Origin of the sequence: Cryptosporangium aurantiacum (genome assembly GCF_900143005.1) — a bacterium.
Lineage (GTDB): Bacteria > Actinomycetota > Actinomycetes > Mycobacteriales > Cryptosporangiaceae > Cryptosporangium > Cryptosporangium aurantiacum.
The window spans coordinates 566,245-581,845 of sequence record NZ_FRCS01000002.1; the positions used below are offsets into that span (position 1 = coordinate 566,245).

The window sequence follows — 15,601 nt, forward strand, 5'->3', positions numbered from 1 at the left end:
CAGCATCGGGGTGTACCGCCGCCCACCGGGAGGTGTCTGCCATGTCTCCGCGGGATTCCGGGGCACCACCGCCCGAGCAGTCCCCGCCGAACCGTCCCGAGCCGCCGGACGTGCTCAGCGGGCCGGATCCGAGCTGGACCTCGGATACCGCCGATCCGTTCGCGTCCGCCAGGCACCGGCCGCTCCTGGTCCGCCGGCCGGCGCTGCGGTGGGTGGTCCCGGCGATCGTGCTGGTCCTGGCGCTGGCGGTCGGCGGCGTCGGACGGATGCTGACCGCCGACGCGGCACCCTCGCTACCACCACGTACGGCCGCGGAGCTGCTGGTCGATCTGCAGACCGCGGTTCCGCACGCGCTGTCCGGCACCGTCGTGCAGCGGTCCGAGCTGGGAATGCCGGACTTCTCCGGCGCCGGCTCCAGCGGTGCCGACTTCACGTCGATGTTGACCGGCGTCCACACGCTGCGCGTCTGGTACGGCGGTGAGGACCGGCAGCGTCTCGCGTTGCTCGGTCCGTTCGGTGAGTCGGACGTCGTCCGCAACGGCAACGACGTGTGGACGTGGTCGAGCGAGAAGAACACCGCAACCCACACCCGGCTCACCGCCGAAGACCTGCGGCGGGTCAACCCGACGCCGTCCGTCTCCGGAACACCGATGCCCACGACCCCGCAGGACGCCGCCGACAAGGCCCTGGCGGCGATCTCGCCGACCACCGAGGTCACCACCGACGGCACGGCGCGGGTGGCCGGGCGGGCCGCGTACGAGCTCGTGCTGAAGCCGAAGGACGCAGCGACCCGGATCGGCCAGGTCCGGGTCGCGATCGATGCCGAGAAGAAGATGCCGCTGCGCGTCCGGGTCTACGCCCGCGGCGCGAGCAGCCCGGCGTACGAGGTCGGGTTCACCCAGGTCTCGTTCGCCACCCCGGACCCGGCGCAGTTCGAGTTCACGCCGCCCGCGGGGGCGACCGTGAACGAGGCACCCGCCGCGGGCAAGGAGCCGGATCTGACCGATCGGCTCACGGTTGTCGGGTCGGGCTGGACCCAGGTCGCGGTCGTGACCGGCGTCCGGGCGACCGGTTCCGCGACCTCGATGCTCGACGCGCTCCCCAAGGTCAGCGGCTCGTGGGGCAGCGGCCGGCTACTCGAGTCCAACCTGCTCTGCGCTCTGATCACCGACGACGGCCGGTTGGTGGTCGGCGCCGTGGATCCGGAGCGGCTCTACGAGGCGGCGGCGCGATGACGGCGCCCGCGGTCGAGCGTCCCCCAATGACCGAAGCCGGTGAGGGTGCTCTCGCGGTCACCACCGCGGGGTTGACCAAGCAGTTCCGAAGCGGGCAGGTCGCCGTCGACCGGCTCGACCTCGCGGTGCCGACCGGGTCGGTCTACGGGTTCCTCGGCCCGAACGGGTCGGGAAAGACGACGACGATCCGGATGCTGCTGGGGCTGGTGCGGCCGACCGCGGGCTCGCACCGGCTGCTCGACGGCCGGATGCCCGAGGACGCCGCGGCGGTGCTGCCCCGGGTGGGTGCGCTGGTCGAGGGACCGGCGTTCTATCCGCACCTGTCGGGGCTCGACAATCTCCGCCGCCTGGACGCGGTCGACGGCACCGCCGATCCGGCGACCTCCGCGGAACGGATCGGGGCGGCACTGGACCGGGTCGGCCTCACCCCCGCCGGAAAGAAGCGTTACCGCGCCTACTCGCTGGGCATGCGTCAGCGGCTGGGGCTGGCCGCGACGCTGCTCCGGCCGCGTGAGCTGCTGATCCTCGACGAGCCGACGAACGGCCTGGATCCGCAGGGCACCCGGGAAGTGCGGACGCTGGTCGCCGACCTCGCGGCGTCCGGAGCGACCGTTCTGCTCTCCACGCACCTGCTGGCCGAGGTGGAACAGATCTGCACGCACGTCGGCGTCGTGCACCGCGGGCGCCTGGTCGCGCAGGGTCCGCTCGCCGAGCTGCGGGGCAGCACCGCGCCGCGGGTCGAGATCGAGACCGACCGCCCGGCGGACGCGGTCGCGACCGTGCGCCGGCTGGCGCTCACCGACGTCCTGGCCGACGGTCGGCGGGTGAGCGCCGCACTCGGCGACCTGCCGTCGGATCGGGTCGTGGCGGCGCTGGTCTACGACGGCGTGCCGGTGCAGGGCTTCCGGGTCGTGGTGCCTGATCTGGAAGAGGTCTTCGTCGGGCTCACCGGGGAGGGTTTTGATGTCAGTGCGTGAGCCGGACGCCTCGTACGCCCTGGTCCCAGGGGCTTTTGTGCCTCTCAAGCGGGCCACGGTCACGGTGCCCGCGCAGGCCCGCAGCGTCCGCGGCGGGCATCCGGTCGGCCGGTTGTTCCGTTCCGAGTTGCGGTTGATGTTCGGACGTCGCCGCAACCTGGCCGCGCTCGGCATGCTCGCGGCCGTCCCGGTCGTCGTCGCGGTCGCGGTCCGGTGGTCAGGACCTGCGGGCGGCGGTGAGGGACCGGCGTTCCTCGCGCTGATCAACGGCAACGGGCTGTTCGTCGCGCTGACCGCGCTCGCGGTGGCGCTGCCGCTGTTCTTGCCGCTCGCGATCTCCGCGATCGCGGCCGACACGATCGCCGGCGAGGCGAGCCTCGGCACGCTGCGGTACCTGCTGACCGTGCCGGTGAGCCGGACCCGGCTGCTGCTGGTGAAATTCGCCGCGGTCGTCACGTACACGTTCGTCGGGGTCACGCTGATCGCGGCGGTCGGTGCGGGCATCGGCGTGCTGCTGTTCGGGGGCGGCCCGGCCGCGCTGCTGTCCGGGGCGCAGGTCGGCTTCGGCAGCGGGCTGGCACGGCTGGCCCTGGTCTGCCTCTACCTGACCGCGTGCCTGGTCGCGCTCGTCGCCGTCGGCCTGTTCGTCTCGACGCTCACCGAGCAGCCGATCGGCGCCACGATCGCGGTGGTGGCGACGGCGGTGACCTGCGAGGTCCTCGACGCGGTCCCGCAGCTCGCCGCGGTGCACCCCTACCTGCTGACGCACCACTGGACGACGTTCGGCGAGCTGCTGCGCGATCCGATCAACTACGGGCCGCTGGTCTCCGGCCTGCTGAGCGCCGCCGTCTACACCGCGGTGTTCGGTTCGGCGGCGTGGGCACGCTTCGGCTCCCGGGACGTCACCGCCTAGAGTCTGCGTCCGTGCTGGTTCCGTGGCGGGAAGCCGCGCAGGACGCGTTGTACGGGCCGGGCGGCTTCTACCTCTCCACCCGTCCGGCTCTGCATTTCCGCACGTCGGTGCATGCCGCCGCGGACCTGTTCGCGGACGCGATCGGCGCCCTGCTGGAGCGGGTGGACGCCGCCCTCGGTCGGCCGGATCCGATCGATCTGGTGGACGTCGGAGCCGGCGGCGGTGAGCTGCTGTCCTCGTTGGGGGTCTCGTCCGAGTTGGGGCGACGCGTGCGGCTGACCGCCGTGGAGAGAGGGCCACGACCGTCGGGGTTGGTGCCCGGGGTCGGCTGGGCCTCCGCGATGCCGCCGGTGACCGGGCTGCTGGTGGCGAACGAGTGGCTCGACAACGTGCCGGTCGACGTCGTATCCCGGGACGCGGACGGCGTCGACCGGATCGTGCTGGTGGACCCGGCGACCGGCGCCGAGGAACTCGGGCCGCCGGTCTCCGGCGCCGAGGCCGCGTGGATGGCGCGCTGGTGGCCGTTGGAGGCGCCCGGTGACCGGGCGGAGATCGGCGCTCCGCGGGATGCGGCGTGGGCGTCCGCAGTGGCGCAGGTATCGCGTGGGCTCGCGGTCGCGGTCGACTACGGGCACGAGGCCGGCTCGCGTCCGGTCGGGGGGACGCTGACCGGCTACCGCGACGGCAGGCAGGTGCCGCCGGTGCCGGACGGGAGCTGCGACCTGACCGCACACGTCGCGATCGACGCGGTGGCCGCGGCATCGGGGCCCGGTGCGGTGGTGCGTCGACAGCGGGAGGTGCTGCGGGGGCTGGGGGTCTCGGGCGGGTTGCCGCCACGGGAGCTGGCGAGCACCGACCCGGCGGGTTACCTGCGCGCGCTCAGCACCGCCACCCGCGCCGCCGAACTCACGGCGCCCACCGGCCTCGGTTCGTTCTTCTGGCTCTTCAACCCGAAGAACGCCAAAAGCGTGAGGTTCTGACGTTGAGCGCGCTGAGGGCGGCGCTGGCAGTCGAGCGCGAGGCCGCCGCGTCCTAGCTGTGACTCAAGGCCTCGCGCTCGTCTGTCAGCGTCGTTCTCAGCGGGCCGCCACTAGGGCTTGGGCGGCGAGTTGTACTGAGGCTTCGGGGTCCCAGAAGCGGCGGACCTCGGCGAGGGAGAGGGCCGGGACGGTGCCGCCGGCGCGGCCGCGCCACACGTGGCCGATCGCGCGGGCGTTCGCCTGGTACTCGTCGATCGAGGTGACGTGGACCGTGAGGCTGACCAGGTCCTCCGGGGATCCGCCTGCGGCCGCCAGCGCGCCGAGCAGGTTCTGGGCCGCCCGGTCGAACTGGCTGACCAGACCGCCGTCGACGACGCGGCCGTCCGGGTCGACGCCGGTCTGGCCTGCGAGGACGACCAACTGTCCGGTGACGACCGCGGCCTGCGAGTAACCGCGCGGGTCCGGCATCTCGAACGGGTTCGCCCGGCGGAAGTCCGGTCGGCCGGTTGGCTCGGGGGCGGGCCGTCGGAGCGGGTCAGGCCGAACGGGTTCGGGCCGGACCGGATCGGCGACGACCGCACGTCCGGCCACCGGCACCGAGGCTCGCGCCGCGCGCGGGCGGTCCCCGGTGTCGCCGCTGCTCCGCGGCCGGTCCGCCAGGTCTACCCCGCGCATGACGTCGCCGGTCTCCGGCATCCGCCGAGGCCGGTCCCCGGTGTCCGCAATCCCACGCGGCCAGTCCCCGGTATCGGCACCCCGCCGAGGCCGGTCCCCGGTGTCCGCCACCCCACGCGGACGGTCACCCGTGTCCGCCACACCGCGGGGGCGGTCGGCCAGATCGCCCCGCCGCGGGCGGTCCCCGGTGTCCGCAATCCCACGCGGACGGTCACCCGTGTCCGCCACACCGCGGGGGCGGTCGGCCAGATCGCCCCGCCGCGGGCGGTCCCCGGTGTCGGCCACGCCACGCGGACGATCGGTCACTTCGGCCCGGCGCGGGCGGTCACCGGTGTCGGTTACACCTCGGGGGCGGTCGTCGGGGTCGGGGCGGCGCAGCGCTCGGCTGCGGTATCCGTCTTCCTCGCCGGGTTCGGGCCGCCGCTGCTGCGGAAACCGCCGCGGGCCGAGCTCGTCCTCGCCACGGCGGTGCGGCCGCTCACGCTCGTCGGAACGGCCGGTGCGACCCTCCCGGGCCGCCACCCGCGCCGGGTCGTCGCGGCGCAACAGCGAACGGCCGGGCGACAGATCCTCGGCCTCACCGAAACTGCGACGCTCCCGCCGCTCCGGCCGCTGCTCGGGCTCCAGCGCGCCGAGCGGATCGGTCAGCGGATCCGGACGTCGCCGCTCCGGAGGCGGGCCGTCCCACCCCTCCCGCCGCGAACGCCGCCGGGGAGGCTCGGAATAGTCAGCAGCTCGGTGACGGCCGCTTTGACCCAGATCGTCGGCTACTCCGAAACTCACGCCACAACCGTCCCAGCGTTGTAAGACCTTCTCCTGACCCGTCTGCGCAGCCGCGGGACCACGACGGCGTGACCGCGCTCCCCCGATGGCACATCTTCCGTTGCGAAGCGCCACTGGGGCAAACCGAGTTGGCTGACACCCTACGATGCGTCGACGCCCGTTCGTGGCCGGATCGGACGATGCGCAGCTCTCACCTATTCGCTGGGTGATTTCACCGCGCGATCGACGTCTCAGACCGTGACCTGCAGCGCGTCCAACCCGCGGATGACAAAACTGCCCTTCCAGCGGGGAGTCTCCGCGAGCGCCAGGTTCGGCACCCGCCGCACCATCGTCTCGAACGAGGTTGCCAACTCCAGCCGAGCCAGCGGCGCACCCAGGCAGTAGTGGATGCCGGCGCTGAACGAGATGTGCGGGTTCGGCGACCGTCCCAGGTCCAGACGCTCGGCGTCCGCGAACACCTCGGGGTCACGGTTGGCCGACCCGAACAGCAGCGCGACCTCCTCACCACGCGGGATCCGCACGCCGTGCACCTCGATGTCCTCCAGCACCCACCGCTCGAACAGCTGCAGCGGGGTGTCCCACCGCATCAGCTCCTCGATCGCGGTGCCGTACCCGACCTCGCCGGCCCGCAGACGCGCCAGCTCGTCGGGGTTGCGGAACAGAGCCCACCACCCGTTGCCGGTCACGTTGACCGTCGCCTCGTGACCGGCGTTGAGCAAAAGGACGCAGGTCCCGACGAGCTCCGGGTCGGTCAGCTGGTCCCCGGCGTCGGCCACCGACGCCAGTGCGCTGATCAGGTCGTCGCCGGGGTTCTTCCGACGCTCGGCGGCGAGAGCGACCAGGTACTCGGTGAACTCGACGCTGGCCCGGATCGCCTTCTCCTCGGCCTCCGCCGACGGGTTCAGCTCGTACATCCCGCAGATGTCGGCCGACCAGGGCCGCAGCAGGTGCCGGTCGGCGTCGGGGATGCCGAGCATCTCGGCGATCACGGCGACCGGCAGCGGCTCGGCCACGGTCGAGATCAGGTCGACCGGTGAGCCGTCCGAGCCGGCGTCGAGCAGGTTGTCGACGAGCTGGTCGGTGAACTCCCGGACGCGCGGCGCGAGCCGCTCGACGGTCCGAGGGGTGAAGGCCTTGGACACCAGCCGCCGGAGACGGGTGTGGTCGGGCGGCTCGCGGTCGAGCATCCCGTTGTTGTTCAGCGTCCAGAACGGTTCGAGATGGTCCGGGGGCGCCTGGTGGCCCATCTCCTCGTGCGTGGCGACGTGCAGGTAGGTGCGGCCGAGGCGGCGGTCGCGCAGCAGCGCGTCAACGTCGGCATGCCGGGAGAACACCCACTGACCGGTCCGCTCGAACCGCCAGATCGGCGCGTTCTGCCGGAGATCGGCGAAGACGTCGTAGGGCCACGCGACGAACTCCGGCGACCAGGGGTCAAACGCGGGAGCGGGGACTACTGAACCGGTCATCCCGCCACGCTAACTCGCATCGTGGAACGATGAGCACGTGGAGCTCACCGTTGGCGTCGGCAGCGGCGCGGAGATGGTCAGCGACGACCGTCTCGCCACCGCTGACATGGTGCTGAACATCGGCCCGCAACACCCCTCGACGCACGGCGTCCTGCGGCTTCGTCTGGTCGTGGACGGCGAACAGGTCGTCTCGGCCGAGCCGATCGTCGGATACATGCACCGCGGCGCCGAGAAGCTGTTCGAGGTGCGCGACTACCGGCAGATCATCATGCTGGCCAACCGCCACGACTGGCTGTCGGCGTTCTCCAACGAACTCGGTGTCGCGCTCGCCGTCGAGCGGATGATGGGCATCGAGGTGCCCGAGCGCGCCACCTGGCTCCGGACGCTGCTCGCCGAGCTCAACCGCGTCCTCAACCACCTGATGTTCCTCGGGTCGTACCCGCTGGAGATCGGCGCGATCACGCCGATGTTCTACGCGTTCCGGGAACGCGAGACGCTGCAGGCGGTGATGGAGGAGGCGTCCGGCGGCCGGATGCACTACATGTTCAACCGGGTCGGCGGCGTGAAGGAGGAGGTCCCCGCCGGCTGGGTCAGCCGGGCACGGCACGCGGTGGCCGACGTCCGACGCCGGATGACCGACCTCGAACAGATCATTCGGACGAACGACATCTTCCTGGCGCGGACGGTCGGCATCGGCGTGCTCGACCCGAACGTCGGTGCGGCCTACGGGGTGAGCGGGCCGGTGGCGCGCGCGTCCGGGCTCGACGTCGATCTGCGTCGGGATGAGCCGTACCTGGCCTACGGCGAGCTCACCGACGTGCTGAAGGTCGTCACCCGCACCGCGGGCGACTGCCACGCGCGATTCGAGGTGCTGCTCGACCAGGTGCACGTCTCGCTCGATCTCGCGGACGCCTGCCTCGACCGGCTCGCCACCGTCGGCGGCCCGGTGAACGTCCGGCTCCCGAAGGTCGTGCGGGCGCCGGAGGGGCACACCTACGCGTGGACCGAGAACCCGCTCGGCATCAACGGCTACTACCTGGTCTCGCGGGGCGAGAAGACGCCGTGGCGGCTCAAGCTGCGGACGGCGTCCTACGCGAACGTCCAGGCGCTGGCGACGCTGCTGCCCGGCACGCTGCTGCCTGACCTGGTCGCGATCCTCGGCTCGATGTTCTTCGTCGTCGGCGACATCGACAAGTAGCTCACCAGGAGCGGTAGCGGCTGCTCTCGTCCTCGGCGGAGGCGTGGCGCGCGTGGCGTCCGCCGGAACCGCTCGAACCCTCGGGCGCGGGGGGCGCGCCGGCCGGTGGAAGGTGCTCCAGGCTCGGCAGCTCGAACTCGGCGGACGCCTGGTCGGCAGCGGCGCTCGCCGCCCGGTCGGAGCCCGCGGACCATCCGGGCGCCGGCGGGACGTCCGGCACCTCGTCCCAGCGCTGCGCGCCGAAACCGTTGCCCGCGCCGAAGCCGGTTCCGGCCCCGAAACCGTTGCCGGCGCCGAATCCCGACTCTCCCAGCGACTGGCCGCCGACCGTGTACGGGACGTCGAAGACGTCACCGGTGATCGCGCCGGTGATCACCTGGGGGTCGTCGCGGTTGTAACGCGGCGAGCCGACGTCCCAGCCACCGCTGTTCTCCCGCCAGGACGACCACTCGCTGGCCGAGCTGCGGTCGCCGTCGACGCCGCGGTCGGCGCCTCGTTCGGCCTCCGCGCGGGGCGGCGAAGCCGAGCGGGCCCAGAACTCGGTGTAGTCGATCGTGCCCGCCTCGCCGGAGCCGTCGTCGGCTCGCTGGGCTTCGGCGCCGTTCGCGGTGCGGGATCCGTAGACACCGGCGTCGAGCCGCTGCGGCGTGTAGACCGGCGGAGCGTCGTCGTAATCGATCAGCTCGTACGAGGGCGCCGGGTCTTCCTCGGCAGCGCGGCGGCGGCCACTGCGCCGCCGGCCCGAGGTGTCCTCGGTGTCCGGGTCGTAGGTGCCGGACCCGTACGTGCCCGCCTGGTACGTCTGGTAGCGCGCGGCGGCGTCCGCGCCGTCGGCCTCGGCGCGGCGGCGGCCGTACTCGGTGCCCGCCGGCTTCGCGTTGGCCGCGGCGGCCTCGTCCTCGTAGCGGTTCCCCCGCCGCCTGCGGCCGGGCGCCTGCTCGGCCTCGGCCGGGTGGCGCGGCCAGTTGCCCGCGGGTCCCTCCGGCCCGACCGGTGCCGTCGGCGCGGCCTGCGCGGCCGGTTCGCTGGGGCGGGCGCTGCCGTAGGTACCTGCCTCGTAGCGGATCGGCTCCTGCCGGGGCGCGCCCTCGTGACCGTCCTCACCCTCGGTGCTACCGAACCAGTCGTAGCCGGGGTCGGGCGGCGGCAGGTTGATGTCCGCTTCCATCCGGGCGGTGATGGCCCGGCGCTCGGCGGGGGTGCGCGGGTCGGTGCCCCGGTAGCGGCCGTCGAGCGGGTAGTCGTCCTCGCCCGCCGGTAACGCGCCGGTTAAGCGGTTGAGCCGCGTGGACTCGGCCCGCAGGACGCTGTCGCGGCGGGTGGCCTCCAGCTCGCGGTGCACCCGCTCCAACTCACGGTGGACGGACACCTCAACACCGCGGCGAAGCGAATCGATGTCGGCGCGGAGCCGGTCGACCTCGGTGCGGAGCTGATCCTCGACGTCGTCCTTGACCATCGCGGCGTCGTCGCGCAGGACGACGCTCAGCCCGATGATGACGACGGAGAACACCGCGAGCACGGCGGCTGCCCGCAGGGGCCCGACACCGCTACCGAGAACGAGGAGCAGCGCCGCGATCGGGGCGATGGCGACGCCGACCCAGAACAACTTGCCGACGTGACGCCGGAAGCCGGGAGTCGGTGCGCTTTCACTCTCCCCGCGCTCCGGGGGCGGTAGGTGAGGCGGCGGCATGCGATCGAGGTTAGCGAGTCGCTCACCCGGTGTCCGCGTTCTGGGGGATCCAGAAGCCTCCCCGGCGGGCGGATCGACCCGTTTGTCGGATGAGTTCGGGTCCACACCGGACGGTTCGCCCGGTTTTGGTTCGTCAGTGGACGGATCACCACTGTCCGTAGCCGGCCCGGCCGGGGCCGCCGGCTGTGCACTCTGCGGATCCACAACGCCACGGTAACCCGATAGCCGCACTACACCCGGCCATCAACGCCCGTAAATCTAACTACACGTGATCACGAAACCTCGGGCTGATGTTAACTACGTCGTAATCTGCGCCGAAAATCCGAGACGATGACGGTTTTAGTGACTGTGGCCACCCGGAGCGTCCGAGGCGTCCGGTTCGAGGTGTACGACGCGATCGCACGCACGCCGGGCGAACTCGGAATCGGACGTCGCGAGCAGCACCGCGTTGGGCGTACCGGCGGGCAGGCTGCGCACCAGGCCGGCCAGTGCCGCCGCCTCAGCCGCTCCCAGCCCTTCGGCCGGATCGTCCAGCAAGAGCAGTTCCGGACCGGCGAGCAGAGCGCGCGCGAGCACTACCCGGCCCTGCAGCTCCAGCGGCATCGCCGCGAGATCCGCGTCCACGTACTCGCCGAGCCCCAGCCGGGACAGGTGATCCAGCGCGAGCTCGCGGAGCGCCGCGCCCTGGAGCCGGAAGCGGGCCGAGCCGAGCAGCGCGACGCCGACCCCGGCACGACGCCCGGCGGGAACGGCAGGCACCCGGGGCACCCCCGCCGAACCGACCAGCACGTTCTCCAGCACGGTCAGGCCGCCGTACAAACCGACGCCCTGCAGCGTCCGCGCTACGCCCACCGCGGTCAGCCGATGCGGGCGCGGACGCAACGCCGCACCACGCCAGGTGATCTGCCCCGATTCCGGCCGGACGAAGCCGCACACGGTGTTGAACAGCGTGGATTTCCCGACGCCGTCCGGGCCGACGACACCGACCACCTGCCCGGGCTCGACGCTGAGCGAGAGCGTGCCCAGCGCGACCGTGTTACCGAGCCGCACCCGGACGTCGTCCAACCGCAGCACCGGCGCGCCGGTCTGGGCCGACTCCGGCTGCGCGGACCCGGTCCGGGTCGAGGACGTCAGTGCCATCCGGGTCCCCTCGGGAGCATCGTTCCGTCAGCTGCCGAGTATGTGGTAACCGTCACAACATCTGCAAGACATGCCCCGGCAACCAGGAGAGGGCAAAACAGACACCCTCAGCGGCGCCCGAGCCGCTCCATCAGCCGGGTGACGGCCAGACCCAGCAGAATCGCCGCTCCGGAGATCACCGCGCCGACCCACCTGTCCGCGCCGACCAGGTCGAGGTGCAGCCGCACCAGCCCGAGCAGCGCGGCCGCGAGCACCACCCCGAAAACACCGCCGCGGCGTCCGTGGGCGCTCACCCCGCCGAGCAGCGCGACGCTGAAGCCGATCATCGCGAGCTCGGCCATCCCGGTGTACCCGGCGGCGCTACTGCCCCGGTTGGCGGTGTCGAGCAGGCCGGCAGCCGCCGCGAGCGCACCCGATCCGGCCAGCGCGCCGGCCGCCGCGATCGAGGCGACAAACCCGGCGCGCTTCGCCGGGTCCCCGGTGGGACGCGAACGGCCGACGAACCGGCGGAACGCGGGCACGGCGAGCAGCAACCCGCCCAGCACCGAGATCCCGGCAGCACCCACCAACCACCACTCCGCCGACACGTGGACGTCCGGCGTCTCGCCGCCGATCCGACGCGCGGCGCTACCGGCCAGCGCGGGGACCAGGCCGGACAGCAGCCCGGCGATGCCGAGGCTCACCGCCCAGCTCGGGACGCCGAACACCGTGCTGAACAGCGCGATGACCAGACCGGCCAGGGCGCCACCCGCCAACGCGATCGCCAGCGCCTGACCGAACGAGTGGCCCTCCACCCCGACCAGCCAGGCGTAGTCCGCACCGGCCGCGATCGCGATCGCACCGATCGCGATGTTCGGCATACCCGCGCGCAGCGAGAGCGCCGCCGCGCTGCCCAGCAGGACCGCGGTGGCGATCCAGAGCAGCACCGCGGGCCCGGCGTCGCCCCGGAAGACCTGATCGTCCTGCGCCAGGACGAGCAGCACCTCGGTGATGACAGCCGCGGCCAGGACGATTTCCCAGATCAGGTGCGGCCAGACCTTGTCCCTGATCGGACGTTCCGGCGTCGGTTCCGGCCCGGGCGGAGCGAAGATCGGCGGCTCCGGCGGCGGAACGGTCGGCACTCCGTACGGCGGTGTGTTCCCGCCGAGCATCTCGGTCGGGGTGTCCTCGGCGAAGCGGAGATCGAGGTCCGGCGGGTACGCGTACTCGCCGGTCGTGGTACCTGGCAGGGTCAATGTCCCGGAGTCACGCTCGTCGATGCCCGGATCGTCCCTGTGCAGCTTCCCGTCCACCATCTGACCTCCCGGCGCACGATCGCGTCCGACCCCCGTCGAATTCCGACAGTAGTCCCCGACCGCACCTGCGGACGGCCCAGCAATCAGGCCGGATGCTTCAGCAGGTAGTCGATGAACGCCGCGCGGATGAGCGGCTCCTGCTCTCCGTACTCGTGCCCGGTCAGCTCACGCCACAGGCCCACGACCTCCTCGATCGAACTGCCGACGCTGCCGAGGCTCTCGTCGTTCGACTCGGTGTCGCGGGCGCTCGGCAAGCGCTCGATCAGGTTCCAGAAGAAGCCGATGTCACCCCGCTTCCGCGCGCTCGAGAACGCACGGTCGCGCAACTCCTCGGTCGACAACGCGTCCAGGGTGGCCAGGTCACTCATGGGTTCATCCTTCGATCAGGACTCTTCGTCGTCGGGTGGGTCCGGGATCCGGCACGACCGCTCCAACCAGAGCGCGGCCCCGACCAGCAGGGCCGCCGCCACCAGTCCGCCCGCGCACTCCGGCAGGTCGTCGGCGGCCGCGGCCAACCGGTCACGCTCGCCGAGCAGGAACAGCAGCAGGCCCGCGTAGAGCCCCACGAACAGCGCCCCGCCGAGCGAGGACGCCTTCGCGAGCGCGGCGAACCGCGCCACCGCCAGTGGTTCGACCGGAGCGGCGCCCTCCTGCCGGTCGATCCGGGCCTTGGTCGCGCGCGCCACGATCAGCTCGAAGATCGCCAGCAGCGCCAGCGTCAGCGCCGGGAACCAGGTGAAGGTCGGCAGGTCACCGTAGAACCGGTTCGCCATCGCCCAGGCCGCCACACAAGCCACCAGCGCCACCAGCGCGAGGCTGCCGGGGCGGGTGGGGGTCAACCGCGGGGTCGGCGTCGGTGGGCTGGGGGGCGGAGTCACTGCTGGTCACCTCTCCAGGCTCAAATCATCGCGACGACGGACGCTGGCCTGCTCATCATCCGGCAGTGCCTCGATCAGCTCACGCACCGAGCCCCGACCGGCGAGCGTCGCGTCGGGATCGACCGCGAACCACGGCACGAGCACGAACGCCCGCTCGTGGGTCCGCGGATGCGGCAGCGTCAGCTCGGGGTCGTCGGAGATCACTGGCTCTCCGCGCGCGTTGTGCACTTGCACAACGTCCACATCGAGTGTTCGGGGACCCCATCGCACGTCGCGCACCCGACCGGCGGCCTGCTCGCACGCGCGGACAAAAGACAGCCATCCGGCCGCGTCGCGGCCGGGGTCGTCGGCGATGACGATCGCGTTCAAATAGTTGTCCTGGGCGACCGGGCCCCACGGGTCGGTCTCGTAGACCGGTGAGACGCGCACCGGCCCGGCGCCCCGGAGTGCGGTGATCACTCCGGCCAAATGCGCCAACCGGTCACCGAGGTTCGAGCCGATCGAGAGCACGGCCCTACTCACGGACGCTCCCGCCGGATCACCACGGCGACGTCGGCGAACTCCAGCGGGATCGGCGCCTTCGGCTTGTGCACGGTGACCTCGGCGGCGCTGACCCGCTTGTCCTCCAGGCAGACGTCGGCCAGCCGGGCTACGAGCTTCTCCAGCAGGTTCACCGGCTCGCCCGCCACGACCGCGGCCAGCTTCTCGGCCAGTTCCCCGTAGTGCACGGTGTCGGTGACGTCGTCGCTGGCGGCCGCCTTGGCGGTGTCCAGCTCGAGGACGACGTCCACCACGAACGGCTGCCCGTCCCGGCGTTCGTGGTCGTACACGCCGTGGTAGCCGGTGACCGTCAACCCGGTCAGCACGATCCGGTCCGCACTCATCGCGCTGCCCTCCGGTACGCCTCCAGCACCGCGATCGCATCGACGCTCTGCCGCACTTCGTGCACGCGCACACCCCACGCTCCGGCCTGGGCGGAGAGCACGGTGATCGCCAGCGTGGCGTCCTCGCGCTGGTCGACGGGGCGCGGCTTACCGTCGGCGTCGGCCAGCAGCGTGCCCAGGAACGACTTGCGGCTCGCCCCGATCAGCACCGGGAAACCCAGCTCCTGCAAGACGTCGAGCCGCGCGAGCAGCTCCCAGTTGTGGACGCCGGTCTTCGCGAAACCGAGTCCCGGATCGAGGATCAGCGACTCCGGAGCCACCCCGGCCGCCAGCGCCGAGTCGACCCGGGCCGACAGCTCGTCGCGCACCTCGGTCACCACGTCCGAGTACGAAGCCAACTGCTGCATGTCCCGGCTGTGGCCGCGCCAGTGCATGAGGATCCACGGGCAGCCGGCGTCCGCGACCACGTGCCCCATGCAGGGATCCGCCAGACCGCCGGAGACGTCGTTGACGACGGTGGCGCCTGCCTCCAGGGCCGCCGCGGCCACCGCGGCGCGGGTCGTGTCGATGCTGACGACGACGTTCGCGGCCGCCAGCGCGCGGATCACCGGGACGACCCTGGCGATCTCCACGTCGGCGTCGACGCGTTCCGCACCGGGGCGCGTCGACTCACCGCCGACGTCGATCAGGTCGGCGCCCTCGGCGACGAGCTCGAGAGCGTGGGACACAGCGGCGTCGAGGTTCTCGTAACGCCCGCCGTCGGAGAACGAGTCGGGCGTCACGTTGAGGACGCCCATCACGCGGCACCGATCGGGCGTGTTCACCGACCTGACCCGAGTATCAGGCTCATCGCCTCGGCCCGTGCGGCTTGGGACCGCTGGAACCAGCCCCGGACCGCCGACGTCACCGTGCGCGCACCCGGCTTGCGGATTCCGCGCATCGACATGCACAGGTGCTCGCACTCGACGACCACGATCACGCCGCGCGGTTCGAGCTTCTCCATGAGCGTGTCGGCGATCTGCGACGTCAACCGCTCCTGCACCTGCGGACGCCGGGCGTACGCCTCGACCAGGCGAGCCAGCTTCGACAGCCCGGTGATCCGGCCTTCCTCGCCCGGGATGTAACCGACGTGGGCCACCCCGTGGAACGGCACCAGGTGGTGCTCGCAGGTCGAGTAGAGCTCGATGTCCTTCACCAGGACGATCTCCTCGTGGTCCTCCTCGAAGACCGTGGTGAGGAGCGCCGACGGGTCGACGTGCAGCCCGGAGAAGATCTCCGCATAGGCGCGGGCGACGCGGGCCGGCGTCTCGCGCAGGCCCTCGCGGTCGGGATCCTCCCCGACCGCGGAGAGGATCTCCCGGACCGCCCGCTGGATCCGCAGCAGATCGACGGTGTGCTCCGCCGACGTGCCTCCGTCACCAGCGGGCGTCATGGCCCCAGAATCAGGCGCCGTCGACGGCTGAGCCACCGGCGTCTGGGCTTCGGTG

General features: G+C 72.2%; 16 protein-coding genes. 5 read left to right on the forward strand and 11 right to left on the reverse strand.

Translation table 11 applies throughout. The annotated features are described in order from the left end of the window. The first annotated feature begins 41 nt into the window (after nucleotides 1-41). The 4 genes from BUB75_RS09420 to BUB75_RS09435 are packed head-to-tail and all read left to right on the forward strand — an operon-like array spanning nucleotide 42 to nucleotide 4,105. Entirely contained in the window at nucleotides 42-1,235 is a 1,194-nt protein-coding gene (locus BUB75_RS09420; protein ID WP_084740585.1) for a LolA family protein, read from the forward strand. A gap of 26 nt (nucleotides 1,236-1,261) precedes the next feature. After that, nucleotides 1,262-2,212, forward strand: coding sequence for an ABC transporter ATP-binding protein (locus BUB75_RS09425; RefSeq protein ID WP_084740588.1), 951 nt, complete (start codon nucleotides 1,262-1,264; stop codon nucleotides 2,210-2,212). Further along, nucleotides 2,199-3,125: an ABC transporter permease gene (locus BUB75_RS09430; RefSeq protein ID WP_084740589.1), complete on the forward strand. Its 927-nt coding sequence runs from the start codon at nucleotides 2,199-2,201 to the stop codon at nucleotides 3,123-3,125. The genes BUB75_RS09425 and BUB75_RS09430 overlap by 14 nt, the downstream gene beginning before the upstream one ends. An 11-nt stretch (nucleotides 3,126-3,136) precedes the next feature. After that, nucleotides 3,137-4,105, forward strand: coding sequence for an SAM-dependent methyltransferase (locus tag BUB75_RS09435; RefSeq protein ID WP_073254378.1), 969 nt, complete (start codon nucleotides 3,137-3,139; stop codon nucleotides 4,103-4,105). Between the two features lie 96 nt (nucleotides 4,106-4,201). Here BUB75_RS09435 and BUB75_RS47000 read toward each other — a convergent pair whose 3' ends face one another. Next, complete coding sequence (locus BUB75_RS47000) at nucleotides 4,202-5,563, reverse strand: Rid family hydrolase (protein ID WP_218617399.1); 1,362 nt, start codon at nucleotides 5,561-5,563, stop codon at nucleotides 4,202-4,204. Between the two features lie 230 nt (nucleotides 5,564-5,793). Continuing rightward, on the reverse strand, nucleotides 5,794-7,029 hold the full coding sequence (locus tag BUB75_RS09445; RefSeq protein ID WP_073254380.1) for a cytochrome P450: 1,236 nt from the start codon (nucleotides 7,027-7,029) through the stop codon (nucleotides 5,794-5,796). A 73-nt stretch (nucleotides 7,030-7,102) separates the two neighbouring features. Here BUB75_RS09445 and BUB75_RS09450 point away from each other — a divergent pair, with 73 nt between their 5' ends. Next, a complete protein-coding gene (locus BUB75_RS09450) occupies nucleotides 7,103-8,227 on the forward strand; it encodes an NADH-quinone oxidoreductase subunit D-related protein (RefSeq protein WP_073255232.1) in 1,125 nt (374 codons plus the stop codon). A gap of 1 nt (nucleotide 8,228) precedes the next feature. Here BUB75_RS09450 and BUB75_RS09455 read toward each other — a convergent pair whose 3' ends face one another. From BUB75_RS09455 to folE, 9 genes are all read right to left on the reverse strand, one after another. Continuing rightward, complete coding sequence (locus BUB75_RS09455; RefSeq protein WP_143175097.1) at nucleotides 8,229-9,917, reverse strand: hypothetical protein; 1,689 nt, start codon at nucleotides 9,915-9,917, stop codon at nucleotides 8,229-8,231. A gap of 339 nt (nucleotides 9,918-10,256) precedes the next feature. Further along, entirely contained in the window at nucleotides 10,257-11,057 is an 801-nt protein-coding gene (locus BUB75_RS09460; RefSeq protein WP_073254386.1) for an ATP-binding cassette domain-containing protein, read from the reverse strand. A gap of 107 nt (nucleotides 11,058-11,164) precedes the next feature. Continuing rightward, on the reverse strand, nucleotides 11,165-12,352 hold the full coding sequence (locus BUB75_RS09465) for an ABC transporter permease (protein ID WP_073254389.1): 1,188 nt from the start codon (nucleotides 12,350-12,352) through the stop codon (nucleotides 11,165-11,167). An 83-nt stretch (nucleotides 12,353-12,435) separates the two neighbouring features. Then, the gene (locus BUB75_RS09470; protein ID WP_073254392.1) at nucleotides 12,436-12,720 is read right to left on the reverse strand and encodes a hypothetical protein; all 285 of its coding nucleotides are present in this window, start codon (nucleotides 12,718-12,720) and stop codon (nucleotides 12,436-12,438) included. 15 nt (nucleotides 12,721-12,735) lie between these two features. Next, a complete protein-coding gene (locus BUB75_RS09475; protein WP_073254395.1) occupies nucleotides 12,736-13,230 on the reverse strand; it encodes a DUF3180 domain-containing protein in 495 nt (164 codons plus the stop codon). A gap of 6 nt (nucleotides 13,231-13,236) precedes the next feature. Beyond that, nucleotides 13,237-13,752 carry a 2-amino-4-hydroxy-6-hydroxymethyldihydropteridine diphosphokinase gene (gene folK / locus BUB75_RS09480; protein WP_073254398.1) on the reverse strand — a complete coding sequence of 172 codons (516 nt, stop codon included), beginning with the start codon at nucleotides 13,750-13,752 and terminating at the stop codon, nucleotides 13,237-13,239. Beyond that, nucleotides 13,749-14,114, reverse strand: coding sequence for a dihydroneopterin aldolase (folB, locus tag BUB75_RS09485; protein ID WP_073254401.1), 366 nt, complete (start codon nucleotides 14,112-14,114; stop codon nucleotides 13,749-13,751). The genes folK and folB overlap by 4 nt, the downstream gene beginning before the upstream one ends. Beyond that, a complete protein-coding gene (gene folP, locus BUB75_RS09490) occupies nucleotides 14,111-14,911 on the reverse strand; it encodes a dihydropteroate synthase (RefSeq protein WP_073255235.1) in 801 nt (266 codons plus the stop codon). Before folP ends, folB begins: the two co-directional genes overlap by 4 nt. A 23-nt stretch (nucleotides 14,912-14,934) precedes the next feature. Further along, nucleotides 14,935-15,546, reverse strand: a complete 612-nt coding sequence (folE, locus tag BUB75_RS09495) for a GTP cyclohydrolase I FolE (RefSeq protein ID WP_073254404.1) — start codon at nucleotides 15,544-15,546, stop codon at nucleotides 14,935-14,937. Nucleotides 15,547-15,601: the final 55 nt, after the last annotated feature.

What these genes read in the sequence shown, in the direction of transcription:
- BUB75_RS09455 (WP_143175097.1), bottom strand. Translation starts at nt 9,917, where the DNA reads ATGCCGCCGCCTCACCTACCGCCCCCGGAGCGCGGGGAGAGTGAAAGC.
- BUB75_RS09420 (WP_084740585.1), top strand. Translation starts at nt 42, where the DNA reads ATGTCTCCGCGGGATTCCGGGGCACCACCGCCCGAGCAGTCCCCGCCG.
- BUB75_RS09425 (WP_084740588.1), top strand. Translation starts at nt 1,262, where the DNA reads ATGACCGAAGCCGGTGAGGGTGCTCTCGCGGTCACCACCGCGGGGTTG.
- folP (WP_073255235.1), bottom strand. Translation starts at nt 14,911, where the DNA reads ATGGGCGTCCTCAACGTGACGCCCGACTCGTTCTCCGACGGCGGGCGT.
- BUB75_RS09460 (WP_073254386.1), bottom strand. Translation starts at nt 11,057, where the DNA reads ATGGCACTGACGTCCTCGACCCGGACCGGGTCCGCGCAGCCGGAGTCG.
- BUB75_RS09430 (WP_084740589.1), top strand. Translation starts at nt 2,199, where the DNA reads ATGTCAGTGCGTGAGCCGGACGCCTCGTACGCCCTGGTCCCAGGGGCT.
- BUB75_RS09470 (WP_073254392.1), bottom strand. Translation starts at nt 12,720, where the DNA reads ATGAGTGACCTGGCCACCCTGGACGCGTTGTCGACCGAGGAGTTGCGC.
- folB (WP_073254401.1), bottom strand. Translation starts at nt 14,114, where the DNA reads ATGAGTGCGGACCGGATCGTGCTGACCGGGTTGACGGTCACCGGCTAC.
- BUB75_RS09445 (WP_073254380.1), bottom strand. Translation starts at nt 7,029, where the DNA reads ATGACCGGTTCAGTAGTCCCCGCTCCCGCGTTTGACCCCTGGTCGCCG.
- BUB75_RS09450 (WP_073255232.1), top strand. Translation starts at nt 7,103, where the DNA reads ATGGTCAGCGACGACCGTCTCGCCACCGCTGACATGGTGCTGAACATC.
- folE (WP_073254404.1), bottom strand. Translation starts at nt 15,546, where the DNA reads ATGACGCCCGCTGGTGACGGAGGCACGTCGGCGGAGCACACCGTCGAT.
- BUB75_RS09465 (WP_073254389.1), bottom strand. Translation starts at nt 12,352, where the DNA reads ATGGTGGACGGGAAGCTGCACAGGGACGATCCGGGCATCGACGAGCGT.